The organism is Methylobacterium sp. J-088 (genome assembly GCF_022829295.1).
Classification (GTDB): domain Bacteria; phylum Pseudomonadota; class Alphaproteobacteria; order Rhizobiales; family Beijerinckiaceae; genus Methylobacterium.
In genome coordinates, this window is the sequence record NZ_JAKSYH010000093.1 from 17375 (window position 1) to 36381 (window position 19007).

Annotated in this window: 17 protein-coding genes and 1 pseudogene; 8 read left to right on the forward strand and 10 right to left on the reverse strand. The window is 67.8% G+C overall.

Annotated features, from left to right (window positions below; all coding sequences use genetic code 11):
• Positions 1-251: 251 nt before the first annotated feature.
• From MKK63_RS10700 to MKK63_RS10715, 4 genes are all read left to right on the forward strand, one after another.
• On the forward strand, positions 252-1502 hold the full coding sequence (locus MKK63_RS10700; protein ID WP_244001448.1) for a nitrate/nitrite transporter: 1251 nt from the start codon (positions 252-254) through the stop codon (positions 1500-1502).
• Between the two features lie 213 nt (positions 1503-1715).
• Positions 1716-3008, forward strand: coding sequence for an MFS transporter (locus MKK63_RS10705; protein WP_244001450.1), 1293 nt, complete (start codon positions 1716-1718; stop codon positions 3006-3008).
• Positions 3009-3015: 7 nt separating this feature from the next.
• Positions 3016-4236, forward strand: coding sequence for a CaiB/BaiF CoA transferase family protein (locus MKK63_RS10710; RefSeq protein ID WP_244001452.1), 1221 nt, complete (start codon positions 3016-3018; stop codon positions 4234-4236).
• Positions 4237-4259: 23 nt separating this feature from the next.
• The gene (locus MKK63_RS10715; protein ID WP_244001454.1) at positions 4260-5072 is read left to right on the forward strand and encodes an enoyl-CoA hydratase/isomerase family protein; all 813 of its coding nucleotides are present in this window, start codon (positions 4260-4262) and stop codon (positions 5070-5072) included.
• Between the two features lie 10 nt (positions 5073-5082).
• Here the strand turns inward: MKK63_RS10715 and MKK63_RS10720 are convergent, their stop codons facing one another.
• The 5 genes from MKK63_RS10720 to dctP form a co-directional block, all read right to left on the reverse strand.
• Positions 5083-5550 carry a YbaK/EbsC family protein gene (locus MKK63_RS10720; RefSeq protein WP_244001456.1) on the reverse strand — a complete coding sequence of 156 codons (468 nt, stop codon included), beginning with the start codon at positions 5548-5550 and terminating at the stop codon, positions 5083-5085.
• A 351-nt stretch (positions 5551-5901) separates the two neighbouring features.
• Entirely contained in the window at positions 5902-6141 is a 240-nt protein-coding gene (locus tag MKK63_RS10725; RefSeq protein ID WP_244001458.1) for a hypothetical protein, read from the reverse strand.
• A gap of 85 nt (positions 6142-6226) precedes the next feature.
• Positions 6227-7579, reverse strand: a complete 1353-nt coding sequence (locus MKK63_RS10730; protein ID WP_244001460.1) for a TRAP transporter large permease — start codon at positions 7577-7579, stop codon at positions 6227-6229.
• A complete protein-coding gene (locus MKK63_RS10735) occupies positions 7576-8247 on the reverse strand; it encodes a TRAP transporter small permease (RefSeq protein ID WP_244001462.1) in 672 nt (223 codons plus the stop codon). The genes MKK63_RS10730 and MKK63_RS10735 overlap by 4 nt, the downstream gene beginning before the upstream one ends.
• A complete protein-coding gene (gene dctP / locus MKK63_RS10740; RefSeq protein WP_244001464.1) occupies positions 8244-9266 on the reverse strand; it encodes a TRAP transporter substrate-binding protein DctP in 1023 nt (340 codons plus the stop codon). The genes MKK63_RS10735 and dctP overlap by 4 nt, the downstream gene beginning before the upstream one ends.
• A gap of 362 nt (positions 9267-9628) precedes the next feature.
• Here dctP and MKK63_RS10745 point away from each other — a divergent pair, with 362 nt between their 5' ends.
• Entirely contained in the window at positions 9629-10282 is a 654-nt protein-coding gene (locus MKK63_RS10745) for a GntR family transcriptional regulator (RefSeq protein WP_244001466.1), read from the forward strand.
• Positions 10283-10303: 21 nt separating this feature from the next.
• On the opposite strand, the gene MKK63_RS10750 is transcribed toward MKK63_RS10745, so the two are convergent.
• The 4 genes from MKK63_RS10750 to MKK63_RS10765 all read right to left on the reverse strand — a co-directional run bounded on the left by MKK63_RS10750 (position 10304) and on the right by MKK63_RS10765 (position 15635).
• Positions 10304-10984 (reverse strand): GntR family transcriptional regulator, encoded by a 681-nt coding sequence (locus MKK63_RS10750; protein WP_244001468.1) that lies wholly within the window; start codon positions 10982-10984, stop codon positions 10304-10306.
• 59 nt (positions 10985-11043) lie between these two features.
• Positions 11044-13995: an FAD-binding and (Fe-S)-binding domain-containing protein gene (locus MKK63_RS10755; protein WP_244001469.1), complete on the reverse strand. Its 2952-nt coding sequence runs from the start codon at positions 13993-13995 to the stop codon at positions 11044-11046.
• A 156-nt stretch (positions 13996-14151) separates the two neighbouring features.
• Positions 14152-14919 (reverse strand): SDR family oxidoreductase, encoded by a 768-nt coding sequence (locus MKK63_RS10760; protein ID WP_244001471.1) that lies wholly within the window; start codon positions 14917-14919, stop codon positions 14152-14154.
• 2 nt (positions 14920-14921) lie between these two features.
• The gene (locus MKK63_RS10765) at positions 14922-15635 is read right to left on the reverse strand and encodes a GntR family transcriptional regulator (protein ID WP_244001473.1); all 714 of its coding nucleotides are present in this window, start codon (positions 15633-15635) and stop codon (positions 14922-14924) included.
• 95 nt (positions 15636-15730) lie between these two features.
• Between MKK63_RS10765 and MKK63_RS10770 the strand changes: the two genes are divergently transcribed.
• Positions 15731-16654: a 3-hydroxyacyl-CoA dehydrogenase gene (locus tag MKK63_RS10770; RefSeq protein ID WP_244001476.1), complete on the forward strand. Its 924-nt coding sequence runs from the start codon at positions 15731-15733 to the stop codon at positions 16652-16654.
• A gap of 2 nt (positions 16655-16656) precedes the next feature.
• Positions 16657-17586, forward strand: a complete 930-nt coding sequence (locus tag MKK63_RS10775) for a 3-keto-5-aminohexanoate cleavage protein (protein ID WP_244001478.1) — start codon at positions 16657-16659, stop codon at positions 17584-17586.
• A 74-nt stretch (positions 17587-17660) separates the two neighbouring features.
• Here the strand turns inward: MKK63_RS10775 and MKK63_RS10780 are convergent, their stop codons facing one another.
• Complete coding sequence (locus tag MKK63_RS10780; RefSeq protein WP_244001480.1) at positions 17661-18536, reverse strand: IS4 family transposase; 876 nt, start codon at positions 18534-18536, stop codon at positions 17661-17663.
• Between the two features lie 37 nt (positions 18537-18573).
• Here MKK63_RS10780 and MKK63_RS10785 point away from each other — a divergent pair.
• Positions 18574-19007, forward strand: a pseudogene (locus MKK63_RS10785) (hypothetical protein); the annotation flags it as partial.

Here is a 19007-nt window from a genome sequence, read left to right on the forward strand (position 1 = left end):
CCCGTTTACTCGGCAGCTTTGCCTTCGGGAGCGGCACCGTCACGCCCGGATGGCGATCGGCATGTAGGCGTACGCCCTCTGGAGGTCGCCACCACCGCAGCGTGCGATCTGGCACGCTTGCTGCATTGCGGAGGAAGCCGCGCCTGCTGCGGCCATGGAGCAACGACGCTCCAAATAGCGGACGGTGTGAGTCCGGATCCCCCGGCATGAGCGACCGCGTTGCGGTTCGCCCACTATAGACGAGCACCCCTATGGCCAGCTTCAAGACGGTAATGAAGTCGGGGCACCCCCCAACTCTGTTCGCGGCATTCCTCTACTTCGATTTCTGCTTTGCGATCTGGGTCCTGAACGGTGCCATGGGTCCGTTCATTACAGAGACCTACAAGCTGACGCCGGCGCAGACCGGTTTCATGATCTCGTTGCCGATCCTGGCGGGCGCGCTGATGCGCTTCCCGCTCGGCGTCTTGGCCCAGTATATCGGCCGCAAGAACGCTGCGATCACCGAGATGAGCGTGATCATGCTGGCGATGGCCTACGGCTATCTCTTCGTCTCCTCTTACAGCGACGTGCTCGCCATGGGCGTGCTGCTCGGCATCGCCGGTGCGTCCTTCGGCGTTGCCTTGTCGCTGGGCTCGGGCTGGTTCCCGCCTGAGCACAAGGGGCTCGCCATGGGCATTGCGGGCGCCGGCAATTCCGGGACGGTGCTGGCCGTGCTGTTCGCCCCGCCGCTGGCGCAGGCCTATGGCTGGCAGACGACCTACGCCTTCGCAGGCGTCGTGATGCTGCTGCCGCTCGTGGTCATGATCGTGCTGGCGAAGGAGCCGCCGGATACCGAGCACCAGTCCTTCAAGGAGCACATCGCCTGCCTGTTCACCAAGGACGGCTGGGCCTTCTCGCTGATCTACGTCATCACCTTCGGCGGCTTCGTCGGGCTGTCGAACTTCCTGCCGACCTTCTTCTACGAGCAGTTCGCCGTGACCAAGGTCGAGGCCGGCCGGCTGACCATGCTGGCGGCCTTCATGGGCTCGGGGATCCGGATCGTCGGCGGCTATTTCGCCGACCGGATGGGCGGGATCGCGGTGCTGTCGGTGGTGCTGCTCGCCGCCATCGCGACGTTCCTGTCGCTCACCGCGACCCCGTCGCTGGCGCTGACCACGATCCTGTTCATGCTGTGCTTCGCGGCGCTCGGAGCCGGCAACGGCGCGCTGTTCCAGCTGGTGCCCCTGCGCTGGCCCAACAACACCGCGGTCGCCGGTTCGATGATCGGCGAGGTCGGTGCACTTGGCGGGGCGATCCTGCCGAACGTCATGGGCCTGTCGAAGCAATATACCGGCTCGTTCTCGTACGGCTTCATCGGCTACGCGGCGTTCACCGCGATCGTGCTGGGATGCCTTGCGCTTTGGCAGCGCAAATGGGTCGGACGCTGGGTCGGGCCGCGCGGCAAGGCGCTCGGCACGGCGCCTGCCGAAGCGTCCGGACAGTTGCAGCCCGCCACCGCCTGAGCCGGCCGCCACGATCGACCAACCCGGAACGGGGGCCCTTGCGGCCCCCGTTTCCGTTGAAGCGCCCATCGTCAATTCCCGGACACGGCGTGATTTCGGGTTGCCATTCGCCTCTCGAAGCGTTTGAATAATGCATTACGAGAGAGCGCCCAACCGCAGGTTGAGGCGCCGGGCGGCCGGCAGCGGCAACGCCGCTATGGGAAGGAACGGTCGATGGCGAAGCGCGTAAGCGCCACGAATGGCGTGCTCGGCCTGCTCTGTGTGATGTATTTCATCACCTATCTGGACCGGGTGAACATCGCCACGGCGGGCGCCGAGATCATCCGTGATTTCGGCATGTCGAAGACCGATTTCGGCCTGATCCTGTCGGCCTTCGCCTACCCCTACGCGATCTTCCAAGTGATCGGGGGGTCGGTCGGCGACAAGTTCGGCGCCCGGCGGACGCTGCTGGTCTGCGGCCTGATCTGGGCCATGGCAACGATCCTGACCGGGATGGTCGGCGGGTTGGTGAGCTTGTTCCTCGCCCGGGTCCTGCTCGGCTTCGGCGAGGGCGCGACCTTCCCGACCGCAACGCGGGCGATGCAGAACTGGACGGCCCCGGGCCGGCGCGGCTTCGCGCAGGGCATCACTCACGCCTTCGCGCGGCTGGGCAACGCAGTCGCGCCCCCGATCGTCGCCTACCTGATCTATCATTTCGGCTGGCGCACCAGCTTCGTGATCCTGGGTGGGGTGAGCTTCATCTGGGTCGCGGTCTGGTACCTGTATTTCCGCGACGACCCGTCCGAACACGCGGCGATCACCCAGGCTGAGCTCGACACGCTGCCCGCACCCCGAAAGGTCGGCGCGAAGCAGACTGTGCCGTGGGGCGCGTTGACCCGGCGCATGCTGCCGGTGAGCATCACGTATTTCTGCTACGGCTGGACCCTGTGGATGTTCCTCGGCTGGCTTCCGAGCTTCTTCAAGGAGAATTACAGCCTCGATCTCAAGAACTCGGCGTTGTTCGCCTCGGGCGTGTTCTTCGCCGGCGTGATCGGCGACACGGTCGGCGGCGTCCTCAGCGACGCGATCCTGCACCGGACCGGCAACGTGAAGCGCGCCCGGCTGTCGGTGATCGTGGTCGGGTTCCTGGGTGCGGCCGCGAGTCTGGCGGGCGTGCTGCTCACCCGCGACCTGACCCTGGTCGCGCTGCTCCTGTCCTCCGGCTTCTTCTTCGCCGAGCTGGTGATCGGGCCGATCTGGTCGGTGCCGATGGATATCGCGCCCAAATATGCCGGCACCGCCAGTGGGCTGATGAATACCGGCTCGGCGATCGCCGCGATCGTCTCGCCGATCGTCTTCGGCGTGGTGGTGGACTTGACGGGCAGTTGGACGCTGCCGTTCATCGGGTCGGTGGGGCTCTGCCTGCTCGGCGCCGGCCTCGCGTTCACGATGCATCCCGAGCGCGAATTCGTGGAGCCGGACGAGCGGCTGGTCCAGCCGAGCGCCACCGTCCCGGCGGGAGAATAGACTCACGATGGCGGAACAGACCGGACGGTTCGGCCCGCTCGCCGGGATGCGGGTGATCGAACTCGCGCACATCATGGCCGGCCCGGTCTGCGGGCTGATGCTCGCCGACATGGGCGCAGAGGTAATCAAGGTCGAGAAGATGGACGGCGACGATACCCGCCGCACCGTCCCGCCCGCCCTTGAGGGCGAGAGCGCTGCCTACATGATGATGAACCGCGGCAAGCGCGGGATCAGCCTCAACCTGAAGGACCCGGATGGCATCGCGGTGCTGCGCCGCCTGCTCAAGGGGGCGGATGCGCTGATCGAGAACTACCGCGGCGGCACGATGGAGCGCCTCGGCATCGGCTACGAGACCCTGCGCGAGGAGTTCCCGGAGCTGGTCTACTGCTCGCTCTCCGGCTTCGGCCGCACCGGCCCCTACGCCGACCGCGCCGGGTTCGACCTCGTCGCGCAGGGCATGAGCGGGCTCATGTCGGTGACCGGGGAGGGGCCCGGCCGGCCGCCGATGAAGTGCGGGCCGCCGGTGACCGACATCACCGCCGGCATCCTCGCCGCAATGGGCGTGCTGGCGGCCTATTCCAACCGGCTCCGGACGGGTAAAGGCCAGGCGGTCGACACCTCGCTGTTCGAGGCCGGCATCACCCACACCTACTGGCAATCGGCCATCGCCATGGCGACGGGGATCGCGCCCGGCCCGATGGGCTCGGCCCATCCGCTCAACGCGCCCTACGAGGCGTTCGAGACCGCCGACGGCTGGATCACCATCGGTGCGGCCAATCAGACCAACTGGCTGCGCCTCCTGAAGGCGATCGGTGCCGACGCCTTGGCGGAGGATCCGCGCTTCGCCCTCAACCGCGACCGGATGGCCAACCGCCAGGAGCTGGCCGCGACGCTGGCTCCGATCTTCCGGGCGCATTCCTCCGCGGAATGGCTGGCACGGCTCGAAGCCGGCGGCGTCCCGGCCGGGCCGGTGCTCGATGTCAACGCCATGCACCGCGATCCGCAGACGCGGGCGCGTGAGATGGTGGTCGAGGTCGATCACCCGCGGGTCGGCCGGATGAAGACGCTGGGCCTGCCGGTGAAATTTTCGGACACGCCCGGCCGCGTCCATGGGCCGGCCCCGTTGCTCGGCGAGCATTCCCGGGCGATCCTGGCCGAGGCCGGCTATACGGCCGACGAGACCGACAGCCTGATCACGCGGGGCGTGGTCCGCGAGACCGTCGCCTGACCCGACGCCCGGAGACCGTTCCGATGAGTGCCACGCCCGCCACCGACGAGTTGCTGTTCACGACCGACGAAGCCGGCATCGCCCGGATCGTGCTCAACCGGCCGCAGGCCCGCAACGCGCTGACCTTCGCGATGTATCAGGGCCTGATTGGCTGCTGCGAGGCGGTCGCCGACAACCCGGCCGTGAAGGCGCTGATCATCACCGGCGCCGGCGAGAAGGCGTTCGCGGCAGGCACCGACATCGCACAGTTCCGCGCCTTCAAGACCGCCGAGGATGCGCTGGGCTACGAGCGCTTCATGGACCGGGTGCTCGGGTCGCTGGAGCGCCTGCGGGTACCGACCATCGCGGCGATCGCGGGCGCCTGCACGGGCGGCGGTGCCGCCATCGCGGCGGCCTGCGACCTGCGCATCGCCACCCGCGATGCCCGGTTCGGCTTCCCGATCGCCCGGACGCTCGGCAATTGCCTGAGCCAGGGCAATCTCAAGCGGCTCTCGGGGCTGATCGGCCCGGCCCGGGTCAAGGACATCATCTTCACCGCGCGCCTCGTCGGGGCCGAGGAGGCCCTGGCGATCGGGCTCGTCGGCGAGGTCGTGGAGGATCGCGCCGCCCTGACCGCACGGGTCGATGCCCTGGCCCAGCTCCTGGCCGGCCACGCGCCCCTGACCATGCAGGCCACCAAGGAAGGGCTGCGCCGCCTCGCCGAGGAGGAGGCCACCGCCGAGGGCGAGCCGCATCCGGGCGATGACCTGATCCTGATGTGCTACATGAGCCAGGATTTCCGCGAGGGCATGGAAGCCTTCCTCGGCAAGCGCACGCCGGACTGGACCGGGCGCTGACCCGGCGCGCTCAGCCCGGTTCCTGGCAGATATCGACCCAGGTCGCCCCGGTCAGCTCAGCCATGCGGCCCGGCGCGATCCGCACGGCGCTGTGCGTGCTCCCGGCAGCCGGGACGACTTCGTCGAAGGCTCGGAGCGTCACGTCGCAATAGACCGGCAGCGGCGCGCTCAAGCCGAACGGGCAGACCCCGCCGACTGGGTGGCCGGTGGCCGCCTCGACCTCGGCGAGATCCAGCATCCGGACCTTCCCGCCGAACACCGCCTTGGCCTTCTTGTTGTCGAGCCGGGCATCGCCGCGGGTGACGACCAGGATGACCTGCTCGCCGACCCGGATCGACAGCGTCTTGGCGATCTGCGCCGGGGCGACGCCGTGGGCGGCTGCGGCCTCCGCGACGGTCGCGGTGCGGGTCTCCAGTTCGAGGACCGCGATATCGGGCGCCTTGTCGGCGAAGAACGCCCGGACGGAGTCGAGGCTCATCGGTGTCTCTCAAACAGGGGCAGTCGTGCCCGCGAAGCGCGCGCGATCAGCCGAGCCTCATCGCGGGCCGGCGTGATCGCGTCCAGCGCTTAGAGCCGTGCCCGATCGCGTTGCAACACGGGACACGACAGCGCCGCCACCATCGTGGAATGAGGCGCGGGTCCCCTCTCCCGTGCGGGAGAGGTCTGCTTACGCAGAAAGCCGGGAGAGGGATGAGACCTGTCCGGAGGAGGCGCACCCTGTCGGCGCCTTGACGGTGCGCGCGATCCTGGACCTTCTCGACCCTCACCCCAGCCCTCTCCCGCACGGGAGAGGGGGCAGGTTGCGCTTATGCGGAGGACGAATGCCCGATCAATCCTTCAGCGGCCGTGCCTGCAGGATCGCCGCCCGGACGAACGGGCGCTTCAGCGACGTGCCGACATTTGCGCGCCCGACGAATTCCTGCGCCCCGGGGTGGCTGCGCACCGCCTTGATCAGATTCAGCCGGTGGCCGCTCCGGAACCGGTAGGGCTCGGCCACCGCACCCTGCAGGAACGCCTCGACGCTCGCGTCGATCTCGTCCTCGGCGATGACGTTGGCCGTGTGCAGCATCTGGATGGTCCGGAGGTCGGTCATACCCCCGGTGATAGCGCGGCGCGGCCGGCGACGCGACTGTGGCGTCGCCGGGATCCGCAGCCTATCGCGTCGTGGTCAGCAGCAGGTCCGGAAGCCACATCGCGATCCCCGGCACGAGGCACAGGATCAGGATCGCCACCGCCATCAGCAGCACGAAGGGCAGGGTGCCCCAGATGATGTCGGAGAGCGGGATGTCGGGGGCGATGTTCTTGATCACGAAGATGTTGAGCCCCACCGGCGGGTGGATCAGGCCCATCTCCATGGTGATGGTCATCACCACGCCGAACCACACCAGATCGAATCCGGCGGCCTTCAGCGGCGGCAGGATGATCGGCGCCGTCATCAGGATGATCGAGACCGGCGGCAGGAAGAAGCCCAGCACGATCACGAGCGCCAGGATGGTCACCAGCAGGACCCAGGGCGAGAGCTGCATCGCCACGATCGCGGCGGCCGCCGATTGCGAGATGTGCAGGTAGCTCATCACGTAGGCGTAGAGCAGCGACATGCCGATGATCAGCATCAGCATGGTGGATTCACGCAACGTCGCGGTCAGGATCGGGCTGACGTCCCGGAACCGCCACACGCCGTAGATCGCAGCGATCAGCGCCAGCGCCATCAGGCCGCCGAGACCCGCCGTCTCCGAGGGCGTGGAGTAGCCGCCATAGAGCGCCACCATCACGCCGGTCAGCAGGACCACGAACGGCAGCACCCGCGGCAGCGTCGAGAAGCGCTGCGCCATGCTGTACTGCTCGTCCGCCAGGATCGGCGAGGCCGGGCCGCCGCGCTCCACGACCGCCCTCGCGGTCGCGTATTCCGAGCGGAACCGGATCACCGACCAAGTGGCGAACAGGCTCACGAGCAGCAGACCCGGCCCGATCCCCGCCAAAAACAGGCGCCCAAGCGATTGCTCGGCCGCCACCGCGTACAGGATCATGGTGATGGAGGGCGGCAGCAGGATGCCGAGCGTGCCGCCGGCCGCGATGATCCCGGCCGCGAAGCCCGGCGAGTAGCCGCGCTTGCGCATCTCCGGGATGCCGGCCGAGCCGATCGCCGAGCAGGTTGCCGGGCTCGAACCCGCCATGGCGGCGAACAGCGCGCAGGCGAAGACGTTGGCGATGCCCAGGCCCCCGGGGATGCGGTGCATCCAGGCATGCATGGCCGAGTAGAGATCCTGGCCCGCCTTGGACCGGCCGATCGCCGCGCCCTTCAGGATGAAGAGCGGGATCGACAGCAGGGTGATGGAGGCCATCTCCTCGTAGACGTTCTGCGCCACCGTATCGAGGGAGGCGGCGGGCATGAACGCCACCATGAACGCCAACGCCACGAAGCCCAGCGCGAACGCGATGGGGATGCCCGACAGCATCGCCCCCAGGGTGGCGCCCGCGTACAGGAAACCGATCGCCGCCGTGCTCATCGTTGACCCTTCGCGGTGACCGTCCGGCCCATCGGGTCCGGTCCCTCCGGCGCGATGGTCTGGTTGAGGTCGGCGCCGAGCCCGATCTTGGGTTTCGCCCACCCGGCCGCGCGCGGCCCGTAGGCGAGGCCCTCGGCGATCTGGAGGGCGAATTGCAGGCACAGCAGGCTCATGCCGACCGCCATCAGCGTGTAGGGAATCCACAGCGGCGGCCCCCAGGTCGATTGCGAGACCTGACCGTCGGTCCAGGCCTCATGATCCAGGGACCAGCTCTTCCAGGCGAAGAACAGGCAGAAGACCAAGCTGACGACGTCCGCCAGCAGCAGCCGGACCCGGTTGGCGGCCGGCGACAGCAGGCCGGTCAGCGCCTCGATCGCCACGTGGCCGCGCTTGGCCTGGACGCCGGCGGCCGACAGGAAGGTGGCCCCGATGATCAGGAACACTGCCATCTCATCCTGCCACTCGGTCGGCTCCTTCAGCAGGTAGCGGACGACGACGCTGTGGGTCAGCACGAGGCAGGCCGCCACGAGGCAGAGGCCGCCGATCCCCAGGATCACGCGGTTCAGGAGACGCATCGCCCGATCGAGGGTGCCCAGCAGTCCGGGCAGCCGCGGCTCGTCGGCCCGGGCCTCGGGCGGCGCTGTGGCGGCGTCGAAGCCGTGGCTCACGCGACCTGCTCCGCGAGCTTGAGCAGCTCCGCGCAGTTCGCGTTCTTGCCGGCATAGTCCTTCCAGGCGGTGCCGCGGGCGAGGTCGCGCCACTGCCCGAGGGACGTCTCGTCGAGCTGCGAGACCTTGGCGCCGGCCTTGCCAAAAATCTCCTCGACGCGGGTGTCGTCTTCCTTGGCGCCGGCCTGACCGAAGGCCTCGAGCTCGCCGCCCACCGCCATGATCAGGTCCTGCTGGTCCTTCGGCAGGCCGGAGAACACGGTCTTGGACATCATGATCGGTTCGAGCATGAACCAGTAGGACCGCTCCCGGCCCGAGGTGAGCGCCTTGGCCAGCTCCTCCAGGCGGAACGAGATCAGGCTGGTGGACGAGGTGATGACCGCGTCGCACGCTCCGGTCTGCATCGCCGCGTAGGATTCGTTCGACGGAATGGAGAGGGTGGCGGCGCCCGCCTCCTTCATCATCATATCCATCTCGCGCGAACCGCCGCGGACCTTCATGCCCTTGGCATCCGCCGGGCTGACAAGGGGCCGCTCGCGGCTGGCGACGCCGCCCGCCTGCCAGACCCAGGAGACGAGAATGATGCCCTTGGAATCCAGGATCTCAGTGAGCTTGCGGCCCACCGGCGCGGTCTTCCAGGCGACCGCCTGAGCGTAGGAGGTCACCAGCGCCGGCATCAGACCGATATTCATCTCCGGCACCTCGCCGCCGGCATAGGGGCTCGGATAGAGCGACATATCGAGCGCGCCCTTACGCATGGCGCCGAACTGGGCGTTCGTCTTCATCAGCGAGGAGCCGGGATAGACCTGCACCTCCAACGCGCCTTTGGAGCGTTCGGCCACCGTCGTGGCGAACCGCCGGCACATGCGGTCGCGGAAATCGCCTTCGTCGATGGTGCCGCCGGGAAACTGATGGGACAGCTTCAACGTGGTGGCGGCTTGCGCGGACCCGACGCCGAACCTGAGCAGGGCAGGGGCTGCAAGTGTTGCAGCGATCAACGAGCGACGAGTTGGCGTCATGTTGCTCTCCCGCACCGCAAACAACGCGGCTGACTTGTTGTGCGGTGCATTCTTTGCACCGTCGCTATGTATGCATGAATGACCGGCTTGTATATTTTGTCAATGCGGAAGCATAATGCGCTTCGGTACAATCCGGGCTTTTACCGCCGGAAGCGCGCTTCGATCGGTCAACCGTACGGTCCGCCACCAGACCAAGCACTGACGCGGGAGAACGGCGTTTCAATCCGCTTCGCCGCCAACGGTCTGCGTCCGTGTTGTGGAGGCTGCGTCGACGACCTCTTTCGAGCGTCGCCGTGCGGTCGTTTCGGGTGACGGCGAGAGTGGGGCCTCTGAAAGGGCGGTCGCAGAAAAGGGATCGGGGGATGAGCCACGCGCAGCGTCTGAAGCAGCGGATCGAGGACGAGATCGTCGCCGGCGAGCTCGCCCTCGGGTCGCGGCTCGACGAGAATCAGCTCGCGATCCGGTTCGGCGTTTCGCGGACGCCGATCCGGGAGGCGTTGCTGCAACTGGCTGCCACCGGTCTGATCCAGACGAAACCCCGACGGGGCGCGATCGTCAGCGCACCGGAGCCGCACCTGCTTCTGGCGATGTTCGAAACCATGGCGGAGATCGAAGCGGCCTGCGGGCGGCTCGCGGCCCGGCGGCTCGTTCCCGCGGATGCCGCTGCCATGCAGGCGGCGCTGGCGGGCTGCCGCGCCGCCATGGTGGCCGAGGATGCCGAAGCCTACTACGCCGAGAACTACGTCTTCCACTCCGTCGTATACCGGGCGAGCCACAACGACTTCCTGGCCGATCAGGCGCTCACGCTGCATCGCCGGCTGGCGCCGTATCGCCGGCTGCAGCTGCGCGTTCGCCAACGTGTGCCGCAGTCGCTGGCCGAGCACGAGGCGATCGTGGCAGCCATCCTGGCCGGCGATGCGACGCAGGCAGCCGACGCGCTGCGCGGCCATGTCATCGTGCAGGGCGACCGTTTCACCGATCTCGTCGCCGGCCTGCGGGCACCGAATGCCGCCTGAGCGCAGCCGCAGGACGGTGCTTCAGACCGCCTCGGCAGCCCCGTAATTCGCGGCGATGACCGACTTCTTGCCCCGGATATGCTCGCGCATGAGAACGGCGAGCGACGCGCCGTCGCGGGCGCGCAGGAACGTGATCATGCGCTCGTGTTCGGAGACCGCGCGGGCCCATTGGTCCGGCGTCTGATGGGCAGAGTAGCGCGAACGCTGAATCCGACCCGACAGGCTCTCGTAGATGTTCGCCAGAACCGTATTCCGGCTGGCCGCCATGATGGCCTCGTGGATGCGCCGGTTGTGGCTGAAGTAGCCGGCCTCGTCGCCCGCCTTCCAGGCCGCCACCATCGCGTCGTGGTCCGTGACGATGGCGTCGATTTCCTCGTCGCCGATCGTGTGGCACGCGAGGTCGCCGGCCGTGGCCTCGAGACCCGCGATCACTTCCATCATCTCCTCGAGCTCGGCATCCGAGATGCTGGCGACGCGTGCCCCCCGGTTCGGCAGGAGTTCCAGGAGACCCTCGGTCGCCAGGATCTTGATCGCCTCGCGCAGCGGCGTCCGCGAAATGCCGAAGCGCTCCGTCAGCTCGCCCTCGTTGATCCGCGCCTTCGGCTCCATGTCGCCGGATCGGATCAGCTCGCGAATCCGGTCGGCCACCTCATCGTGAAGATAACGGCGGTGGATGCCGATACCGGACTCGATCTTGTTCATGGTCCCCCGACGCATGGCAGGGCCGCTTGCCTGTCTTCTCTGTCTATGTGTCCGGCAATTCAGTGTCGAGGCACGAGAGCCCGATCGAGCACGCGAGCCACATGTTCCGCGTGTATGCCGAGGCCGTCGTGGATCTGGTGACGGCAGCTCGTCCCGTCGGCGACCACGAGATCGTCGGGACCCGCGGCCCGGAGGGCTGGGAACAGGGATAGCTCGGCCATCGCGAAGGAGGTCTCAATCGATTCCGGCCTGTAGCCGAAGGCCCCGGCCATGCCGCAGCAGCTCGACTCGATCACCCGTAGGTCGAGCCCCGGGACCGACCGCAGCACGGTCTCCACCGAGCCCATCAGGCCGAAGGACTTCTGGTGGCAATGCCCGTGCAGATGGGCCACGCGGCCGCGCTGATCCGCCAGCGGCAGTTCGATCCGCCCCGTCGCGAGATCGGTGGCCAGCAGCTCCTCGAACAGCATCGATTGCTTCGCCAGCAGGGCGGTGTCCGCGCCCGGGAGGAGGGATGCGAACTCGTCGCGGAAGGTCAGCAGGCAGGACGGCTCCAGCCCGACCACCCGGGCGCCGGCCCGGATGAAGGGCAGGAGCGCGTCCAGGGTTCGCCGCGCCTCCTGCCGCGCCCGGTCGGTCTGGCCCGAGGCGAGCCAGGTCCGGCCGCAGCAGAGGGGGCGCCGCCCGCGGCTCGGATAGACCCGGTGCAGGCGATAGCCGGCGGCGCGCAGCACCCGCTCGGCCGCCTCCAGGTTCTCGCGTTCGAAGGCGCGGTTGAAGGTGTCGCCGAACAGGATGATATCGCGGGCATCGCCCGTGATGTCGTCCGGATGGGCGGCCTCACCCTGTTCGCTCCAGGGCCGGCGCCAGCGCGGCAGGGTCCGTTTCGCCGAGAGGCCCGCGAACGTCTCGGAGAGCCGTGCCAGCCCCGGGTGCCGATCGCGCAGGTTGAGGAGCGGCGCCAGCCGGGCGGCCGCCCCGGCATAGACCGGCATGAGGGCGATCAGGCGCTCGCGCAGCGGCAGCCCGTGCCGGGCGTGATAATGATGCAGGAACTCGATCTTCATCTTGGCCATGTCGACGCCGGTCGGGCATTCCCGCCGGCAGGCCTTGCAGGAGACGCAGAGATCGAGGGTCCGCTTCATGTCCGGGCTGGTGAAGGCGTCCTTGCCGAGCTGCCCCGACATCGCGAGCCGCAACGAATTGGCCCGGCCCCGCGTCAGGTGCTGCTCGTCCCGGGTCGCCCGGTAGGACGGGCACATGGCCCCGCCGACGAGCTTCCGACAGGTGCCGTTGTTGTTGCACATCTCCACGGCCGCGCCGAAGCCGCCCCAGTCCGACCAGTCGAGGGCCGTCTCCATCGGCTGGGTCACCGCGTAGTCGGGCTTGAACCGGAACAGCGACCGGTCATCCATCGCGAGCGGGCGAACGATCTTGCCGGGATTGAGCCGGTTCTCCGGATCGAAGGCGTCCTTCACGACTTCGAAGCACTTCGCGATCGCGGCACCGAAGAGGGGCGCGATGAACTCGGAGCGGGAGATGCCGTCGCCGTGCTCGCCGGAATAGGAGCCCTTGTACCGACGCACCAGCTCGGCGGTCTCCTCGGCGATCGCACGCATCTTCGCGACGTCGCCCCCCTGCTTCATGTCGAGGATCGGGCGCACGTGCAGGCAGCCGACCGAGGCGTGGGCGTACCAAGTCCCGCGGGTGCCGTGCTTGGTGAACACCGCGGTCACTGCGTCGGTGTAGTCGGCGAGGTGCTCCAGCGGCACCGCGCAATCCTCGATGAACGAGACCGGCTTGGCGTCGCCCTTCATCGACATCATGATGTTGAGGCAAGCCTCGCGCACCTCCCAGACCGATTTCTGCCGGGCCGGCTCCACGATCTCGACCACCGCATCCGGATAGCCGTGATCGGCCATGCAGGCTTCGAGGTGCTTCAGATCGCGCTTCAGGGCGGCGAGGTCGTCCCCGGCGAACTCCGTGAGCAGCAGACAGTTCGGCTTGCCGCGGGTGATATCGGCCAGCGTGGTCCGGAACAGCGGTATGTCGGCGCCGAGCACGAGGACGTTGTTGTCCACCAGCTCGACCGCCACCGGATCGAGGGCCACGATGTGCCGCGTGGTCTCCATCGCGGCGCGGAACGACGGAAAATGGCACACGCCCATCACGCGATGGGTCGGCAGGCGCGACAGCTTCAGCGTCACCGCCGTGGTGGCGGCGAGCGTGCCTTCCGAACCGACCAGCAGGTGCGCGAGGTTCGGCCGCGGCTCGATCAGAGCGTCGAGGTTGTAACCACCCACGCGCCTCTGCACTTTCGGGTAGCGGAGCGCGATCTCGTCCCGATACTCGTCCGCCAGGGTGCGCACCTGCTCGGCCAGAGCTTCAGCACGGGCTGAGCCGGTCACGCCCGACACCGTGTTGCCAGTCAGGCCGAACGTGAAGGCCTCGCCGTCATGAAACAGCGCGTCGAGGGAGAGGACGTTGTCGCTCATCTTGCCGTAGCGCAGGGAGCGGGCGCCGCAGGAATTGTTACCCGCCATGCCGCCGATGGTGCAGCGAGTCGCCGTGGACGGCTCGACAGGGAAGAACCAGCCGTCGGCCTTCACCCGGGCATTCAGCCGCTCCAGCACCATGCCGGGCTCGACCGTGATCGTGCCGGCCTCCCGATCGTAGGCCAGCACGCCGTTGAAGTGGCGCGCGCAGTCGACCACCAAGCCGGACCCGATCGGCTGCCCGTTCTGCGAGGTGCCAGCGCCGCGCAGGATCACCGGCGCACCGTGATCGGCGGCGATCCGCAACGTGGCGGCGATGTCTGCGGCGGAACGCGGCAGCACCACGCCGGCCGGCATGATCTGGTAGATCGAGGCGTCGGTGCTGTACCGGCCGCGCGTAAAGGCATCGAAGCGTGCTTCGCCCTGCAGTTGCTCGGCCAGCCTGCGCGCCAGTCCGGCATCCCGGCGCGCCGCCGCGCGCGGCGCTGTCGCGATCTGCGCCTTCGGTCCCGTCAATTCGGCATCCTCCCCGGAGACTCTGAGTCACCTTGTCGGGATTGTATTCAAAATTCAGCCATTCGGAAGTCACCCCCGGCAACCTGCGCGCTTCCGGCGCGGTGCGGCCTCCGGCGGCGTTCTCGTCCGTAGGCTCCGCACCATCGAGATCTGTTTTCAGGATAGCATTCGCGTATCCCCGTCGATCGAGATGGCTTGGCCGGACATCGTTCGACCGCGCTCCGAGCAGAGCAGCAGGATCTGATCCGCGAGTTGGCGGGCAGTGACGTACTCCTTGACCGAGACGAACGAGAAGGCGCGCTCCTCCATCTCTGCGAAGCTCGTGCCCTGTTGCTGGGCCTTGGCTTCCAGCACCCGGCGCTGACGGTCCCCGGCGACCAGACCGGGCAGGATCGCGTTGACCCGAATGCCATCGCCGCCGAGCTCGATGGCAAGGGATTTGGTGAAGCCGACGACGCCCCATTTTGCCGCCGCGTAGGGGCTGCGCAGGGCGAAGCCGAACTTGCCGGCCGCCGAGGACAGGTTGACGATCGAGGCGTTGGCGCTCTGCCGCAGGTGCGGCACGGCGAGGCGCGCACAGTTGAATTGGCTGGTCAGGCACACGGTCAGGCACTGATCCCAGGCCTCGGGAGCAATCTCCTCGACCCGACCCGTCGGTCCGGCGATGCCGGCATTGTTCACGAGGACGTCGAGCCCGCCGAGATGATCGATCGCGGCATCCATCAGCGCCGCCACGGCGACCCGGTCGGCGACGTCGGTACGGCTGCGCCCGACATCGGCCGGCAGGGCGTTCAAGGACTCCGCGTCGATGTCGCAGGCGAAGACCCGGGCGCCTTCCTCATGGAAGGCATCCACGATCGCCCGCCCGATCCCCGCGGCGCCCGCCGTGACGAGGACGCGCAGGCCTGCCAATCCGAGTTCCATGATCAGTCCTTCCCGTATTCCGTCCGCAGAGTGCCGCGGGACAGGATGAAATCGGCCGCGTCGCGGATGTCGGCTGCGACGGCCGCAGAGGCAGCTGAACCGTCACGCCCCTCGATCGCCGCGAGGGCTGCAGCGTGCCGCCGGAGCGCGAAACCCTGATGCAGCCGCTCCGGGCAGGCGCGCAGATCCAGGTTGATGACCGGGCCGGCTTTCAGCCACAGGCGTCGGATTATCTCTATGAGTGGGGCCAACCGGCAGGCGCTGTAAATCGCGAAGTGCAGGTTGCGGTTGAGTTGAACGGCTATGACCCGATCGGGCTCACGGCACTCCGCTTCTGACCGGAACGCCGCCTCGGCCCTGCGGATGGCGTCGAGTTCGGTCTCGGTCCGGCGCTCCGCAGCCCGCGCGGCCGCAATGCCCTCCACGGCGATGCGCGTCTCGGCAAGGGCCCGGAACGTCTCCGCGCTCAGGATCGGCACGCGGATGATCCGCGACGGGGCAACCTCCAGCACACCCTCTGCGACGAGGCGGCTCACGGCCTCGCGCACCGGCATCACCGAGACACCGAAGGCTGCCGCGCTTCGGCGCAGGGAGAGCCGGTCGCCCGGGGCCAGCCGCCCCGAAGCCAGGAGGTCCGACAACGCCGCATAGGCGGTGTCGGTCAGGGTTCGCCGGTCCAGTTGCGGAAGGTCGGCCAGAGCCGCCACGGATTCCATCGCTCAGACTAGACGAAACCGGATCGATCCCGCTAGTGATCTGTGATCACAGCGTGAACGCATGCTGCGTCCGAGCGTATCCCAGGAGGGCTGTCATGACCGGCAGCGTCGCGATCGTGGGGGTCGGCCTGATCGGCCGGGCCTGGGCCATGATCTTCGCCCGCGCCGGCTGGGATGTACGTCTGTTCGACGCCGCCGCGGGCGTCGCCGAGGCAGCGATCCCGCTCTGTGCCGATGGGCTGCACGTCCTGGCCGGCAATGGGCTCTGCGCCGAGCCGACGGTGGCCGGACACCGGATCCGGGCCTTCGCGACCCTCGCTTCGTGCCTCGACGGCGTCAGTTTCGTGCAGGAGAACGGTCCAGAGACGCTGATCGCCAAGCAAACGCTGTTTGCCGAACTCGACGCCCATGCGCCCGCTGACGCCATCCTGGCCTCGTCCTCCTCGGCGATCCGGTGCTCCCTGTTCACCGAGGACCTGCCGGGCCGGGCGCGCTGCCTGATCGGCCATCCGGTCAACCCGCCCCACCTGATTCCGCTGGTGGAGATCAGCGGCGCGCCGTGGACGACCCCGGAGGCGTTGGCTCGGGCCAGGGCTGTTTACGAGCAGATGGGACAGGTGCCGATTACCGTGCTCAAGGAGATCGAGGGCTTCATCCTGAACCGGCTGCAAGGCGCGCTGCTGGCGGAAGCGTTTCGGCTCGCCGCGGAGGGCTACGTGAGCCCGCAGGATCTCGACCGGACCGTCGCGGACGGGCTCGGCTTGCGCTGGAGCTTCATGGGGCCGTTCGAGACGATCGAGCTCAACGCACCGGGCGGCATCGCCGATTACTGCGCGCGCTACACGGGTTTCTATCAGCGCCTCGCCGCCGATCCGGCGCCGCCTTCGGTCTACGCGGTGCCAGCGACTGAGGCGATCCTGGCTCAATGGCCGCACAAACCCGATCTGCCGGCCCGGATGCGCCGCCGCGACACGCGGCTGGCGGCGCTCCGGGCCCACAAGGTTTCACAGGAGGATTGAGCATGGCCTCACAGCGGAAAGTCATCATCACCTGCGCGGTGACGGGCGCGATCCACACACCCAGCATGTCGCCGCACCTGCCCGTGACGCCCGAAGAGATCGCCGACGCCGCTATCGGAGCCGCCGAGGCGGGTGCCGCCATCGTTCACCTGCACGCCCGCAACCCGGAGACCGGCCAACCGGACCAGTCGCCCGAGGCGTTTGCTAAGTTCCTGCCCGTGATCAAGCAGCGCTCATCCTGCGTGGTGAACATCACCACGGGCGGCGCGCCGACCATGTCGATCGAGGAGCGGGTCCGCCCTGCCGCGACCTACAAGCCGGAGGTCGCCTCCCTGAACCTTGGTTCGATGAATTTTGGATTGTTCGGCATGCTCGATCGGTTCAAGGACCTCAAGCACCAATGGGAGCGGGATTACCTCGGCAACAAGGATATCATCTTCCGGAATACCTTTGGTCAGATCGAACACATCCTGACCACCTGCGGCCCGAACGGCACGAAGTTCGAGTTCGAGTGCTATGACACCGCTCACCTCTACAATCTGAAATACTTTTTCGATCGCGGCCTCGTGCAGGCGCCGCTGTTCATCCAGACGGTATTCGGGCTTCAAGGCGGCATCGGCGCGCATCCGGACGACGTGATGCACATGAAGCGAACCGCCGACCGGCTGTTCGGCGATCAATACCAGTGGTCGGTGCTCGGGGCGGGCCGCAACCAGATGAACATTGCCGCCATGGCGGCCGCGATGGGCGGGAACGTCCGTGTCGGTCTGGAAGACAGCCTATGGGACGGGCCAGGTAAGCTCGCCGAGACCAATGCCGCGCAGGTCCGGCGTATCCGGTCGATCATCGAGGGGCTGGGGCTCGCCGTGGCCTCGCCCGACGAGGCGCGCGAGATGCTGGCGTTGAAGGGGGGCGACAAGGTCGCGTTCTGAGGCCGAGGCTAACGGTTGTAAGCTTGCCTGATGGCTTAGAGCCATGCCCGATCGCGTTACACACGGTACACGACTCACAAGGCTGGGAGGCGTTTTGGGCATCGATTGGCCCAGAGGGTCGCTGCGCTTTGAGGGGCATTGAGGAGATCGCCGCGTAGGGCATCGAGGCCGGTGCGGAACCAGGATTTCCCGCGCCGCCCATGGGTCTTTCGCGCAATGGCTTTGAGGCCCATGGCGGCGGTCGCCGTTCGGTAGATCCAAGTGATGGCCAGCGTCAGGACGGCGGTGAGCGTCTCGATCTTGGCTGGATCGGTCAGGCGGGTGTCTTCGAGGTTGAGGCCACGGGTCTTGGCGTCGCCGAACAGACACTCGATCCCCCAGCGTCTCCTGTAGACTTGGAGCGCTCGCCGCGGCTCGGGGGTGTTGGTCATCACCAGCAGCCATTCCCCGCTGGCGAGGCGTTTGGCGGCCAGCTTCAGCGGCAGGTGCGTGTCAGGCAGGAACAGATCGAGCGTGTGGATGGTGTGGCGGGCGCGCTTGGTGCGCAGCAGCGTCTCGATCGACCACAGGCTGCCATCGGCGCGCGCCATGAACAGGTCGGGTCGGACCCGGATGGCGAAGGGGACCCGGCTCTTGGCCAGGAACGCGAACCAGTCGGCGCCGATGAACTCCCGGTCGGCCAGAAGCAGATCGATGGAGGTGGGCTCGAACAGGGCGAGATAGCGCTGTAGCAGGCCGATGCGCTGTGCGGTGTCGCTGTTGCCCGGATGGGCGAGCACCGACCACAACAGCGGCACCCGGAAGCGACGCGTGACGATGGCCAGCATCAGGATATTGACGTCTTTTCGGCCGAGCTTCCAGCGAGTGCGGTCGAGCGCCAGGCATTTGGGCCGGGTCAGCTTGAGCATGCGCACCACCAGCGTGGCGATCACGGCCTGATCGAGACGCACGTGCTGGAAGCTCGGCCGAAAAGACGTCAATATCCTGATGCTGGCCATCGTCACGCGTCGCTTCCGGGTGCCGCTGTTGTGGGCGGTGCTCGCCCATCCGGGCAACAGCGACACCTCACAGTGCACCGGCCTGCTCCAGCCCTACCCCTCACTGTTCGAGCGCGCCTCCACCTACCTGCTTCTGCCCGACCGGGAGTTGCTCGGCGCCGACTGGTCCGCGTTCCGTGCCAAGGGCCGGGTCCCCTTCGCCATCCGGGTCCGCCCCGACCTGTTCATGGCGCGCGCCGATGGCAGCCTGTGGTCGATCGGGACGCTGCTGCGCACCAAGCGCGCCCGCCACACCATCCACACGCTCGAACTGTTCCTGCCTGACACGCACCTGCCGCTGAAGCTGGCCGCCAAACGCCTCGCCAGCGGGGAATGGCTGCTGGTGATGACCAACACCCCCGAGCCGCGGCGAGCGCTCCAAGT

What these genes read in the sequence shown, in the direction of transcription:
- MKK63_RS10700 (WP_244001448.1), top strand. Translation starts at nt 252, where the DNA reads ATGGCCAGCTTCAAGACGGTAATGAAGTCGGGGCACCCCCCAACTCTG.
- MKK63_RS10705 (WP_244001450.1), top strand. Translation starts at nt 1,716, where the DNA reads ATGGCGAAGCGCGTAAGCGCCACGAATGGCGTGCTCGGCCTGCTCTGT.
- MKK63_RS10710 (WP_244001452.1), top strand. Translation starts at nt 3,016, where the DNA reads ATGGCGGAACAGACCGGACGGTTCGGCCCGCTCGCCGGGATGCGGGTG.
- MKK63_RS10715 (WP_244001454.1), top strand. Translation starts at nt 4,260, where the DNA reads ATGAGTGCCACGCCCGCCACCGACGAGTTGCTGTTCACGACCGACGAA.
- MKK63_RS10720 (WP_244001456.1), bottom strand. Translation starts at nt 5,550, where the DNA reads ATGAGCCTCGACTCCGTCCGGGCGTTCTTCGCCGACAAGGCGCCCGAT.
- MKK63_RS10725 (WP_244001458.1), bottom strand. Translation starts at nt 6,141, where the DNA reads ATGCTGCACACGGCCAACGTCATCGCCGAGGACGAGATCGACGCGAGC.
- MKK63_RS10730 (WP_244001460.1), bottom strand. Translation starts at nt 7,579, where the DNA reads ATGAGCACGGCGGCGATCGGTTTCCTGTACGCGGGCGCCACCCTGGGG.
- dctP (WP_244001464.1), bottom strand. Translation starts at nt 9,266, where the DNA reads ATGACGCCAACTCGTCGCTCGTTGATCGCTGCAACACTTGCAGCCCCT.
- MKK63_RS10745 (WP_244001466.1), top strand. Translation starts at nt 9,629, where the DNA reads ATGAGCCACGCGCAGCGTCTGAAGCAGCGGATCGAGGACGAGATCGTC.
- MKK63_RS10750 (WP_244001468.1), bottom strand. Translation starts at nt 10,984, where the DNA reads ATGAACAAGATCGAGTCCGGTATCGGCATCCACCGCCGTTATCTTCAC.
- MKK63_RS10760 (WP_244001471.1), bottom strand. Translation starts at nt 14,919, where the DNA reads ATGGAACTCGGATTGGCAGGCCTGCGCGTCCTCGTCACGGCGGGCGCC.
- MKK63_RS10765 (WP_244001473.1), bottom strand. Translation starts at nt 15,635, where the DNA reads ATGGAATCCGTGGCGGCTCTGGCCGACCTTCCGCAACTGGACCGGCGA.
- MKK63_RS10770 (WP_244001476.1), top strand. Translation starts at nt 15,731, where the DNA reads ATGACCGGCAGCGTCGCGATCGTGGGGGTCGGCCTGATCGGCCGGGCC.
- MKK63_RS10775 (WP_244001478.1), top strand. Translation starts at nt 16,657, where the DNA reads ATGGCCTCACAGCGGAAAGTCATCATCACCTGCGCGGTGACGGGCGCG.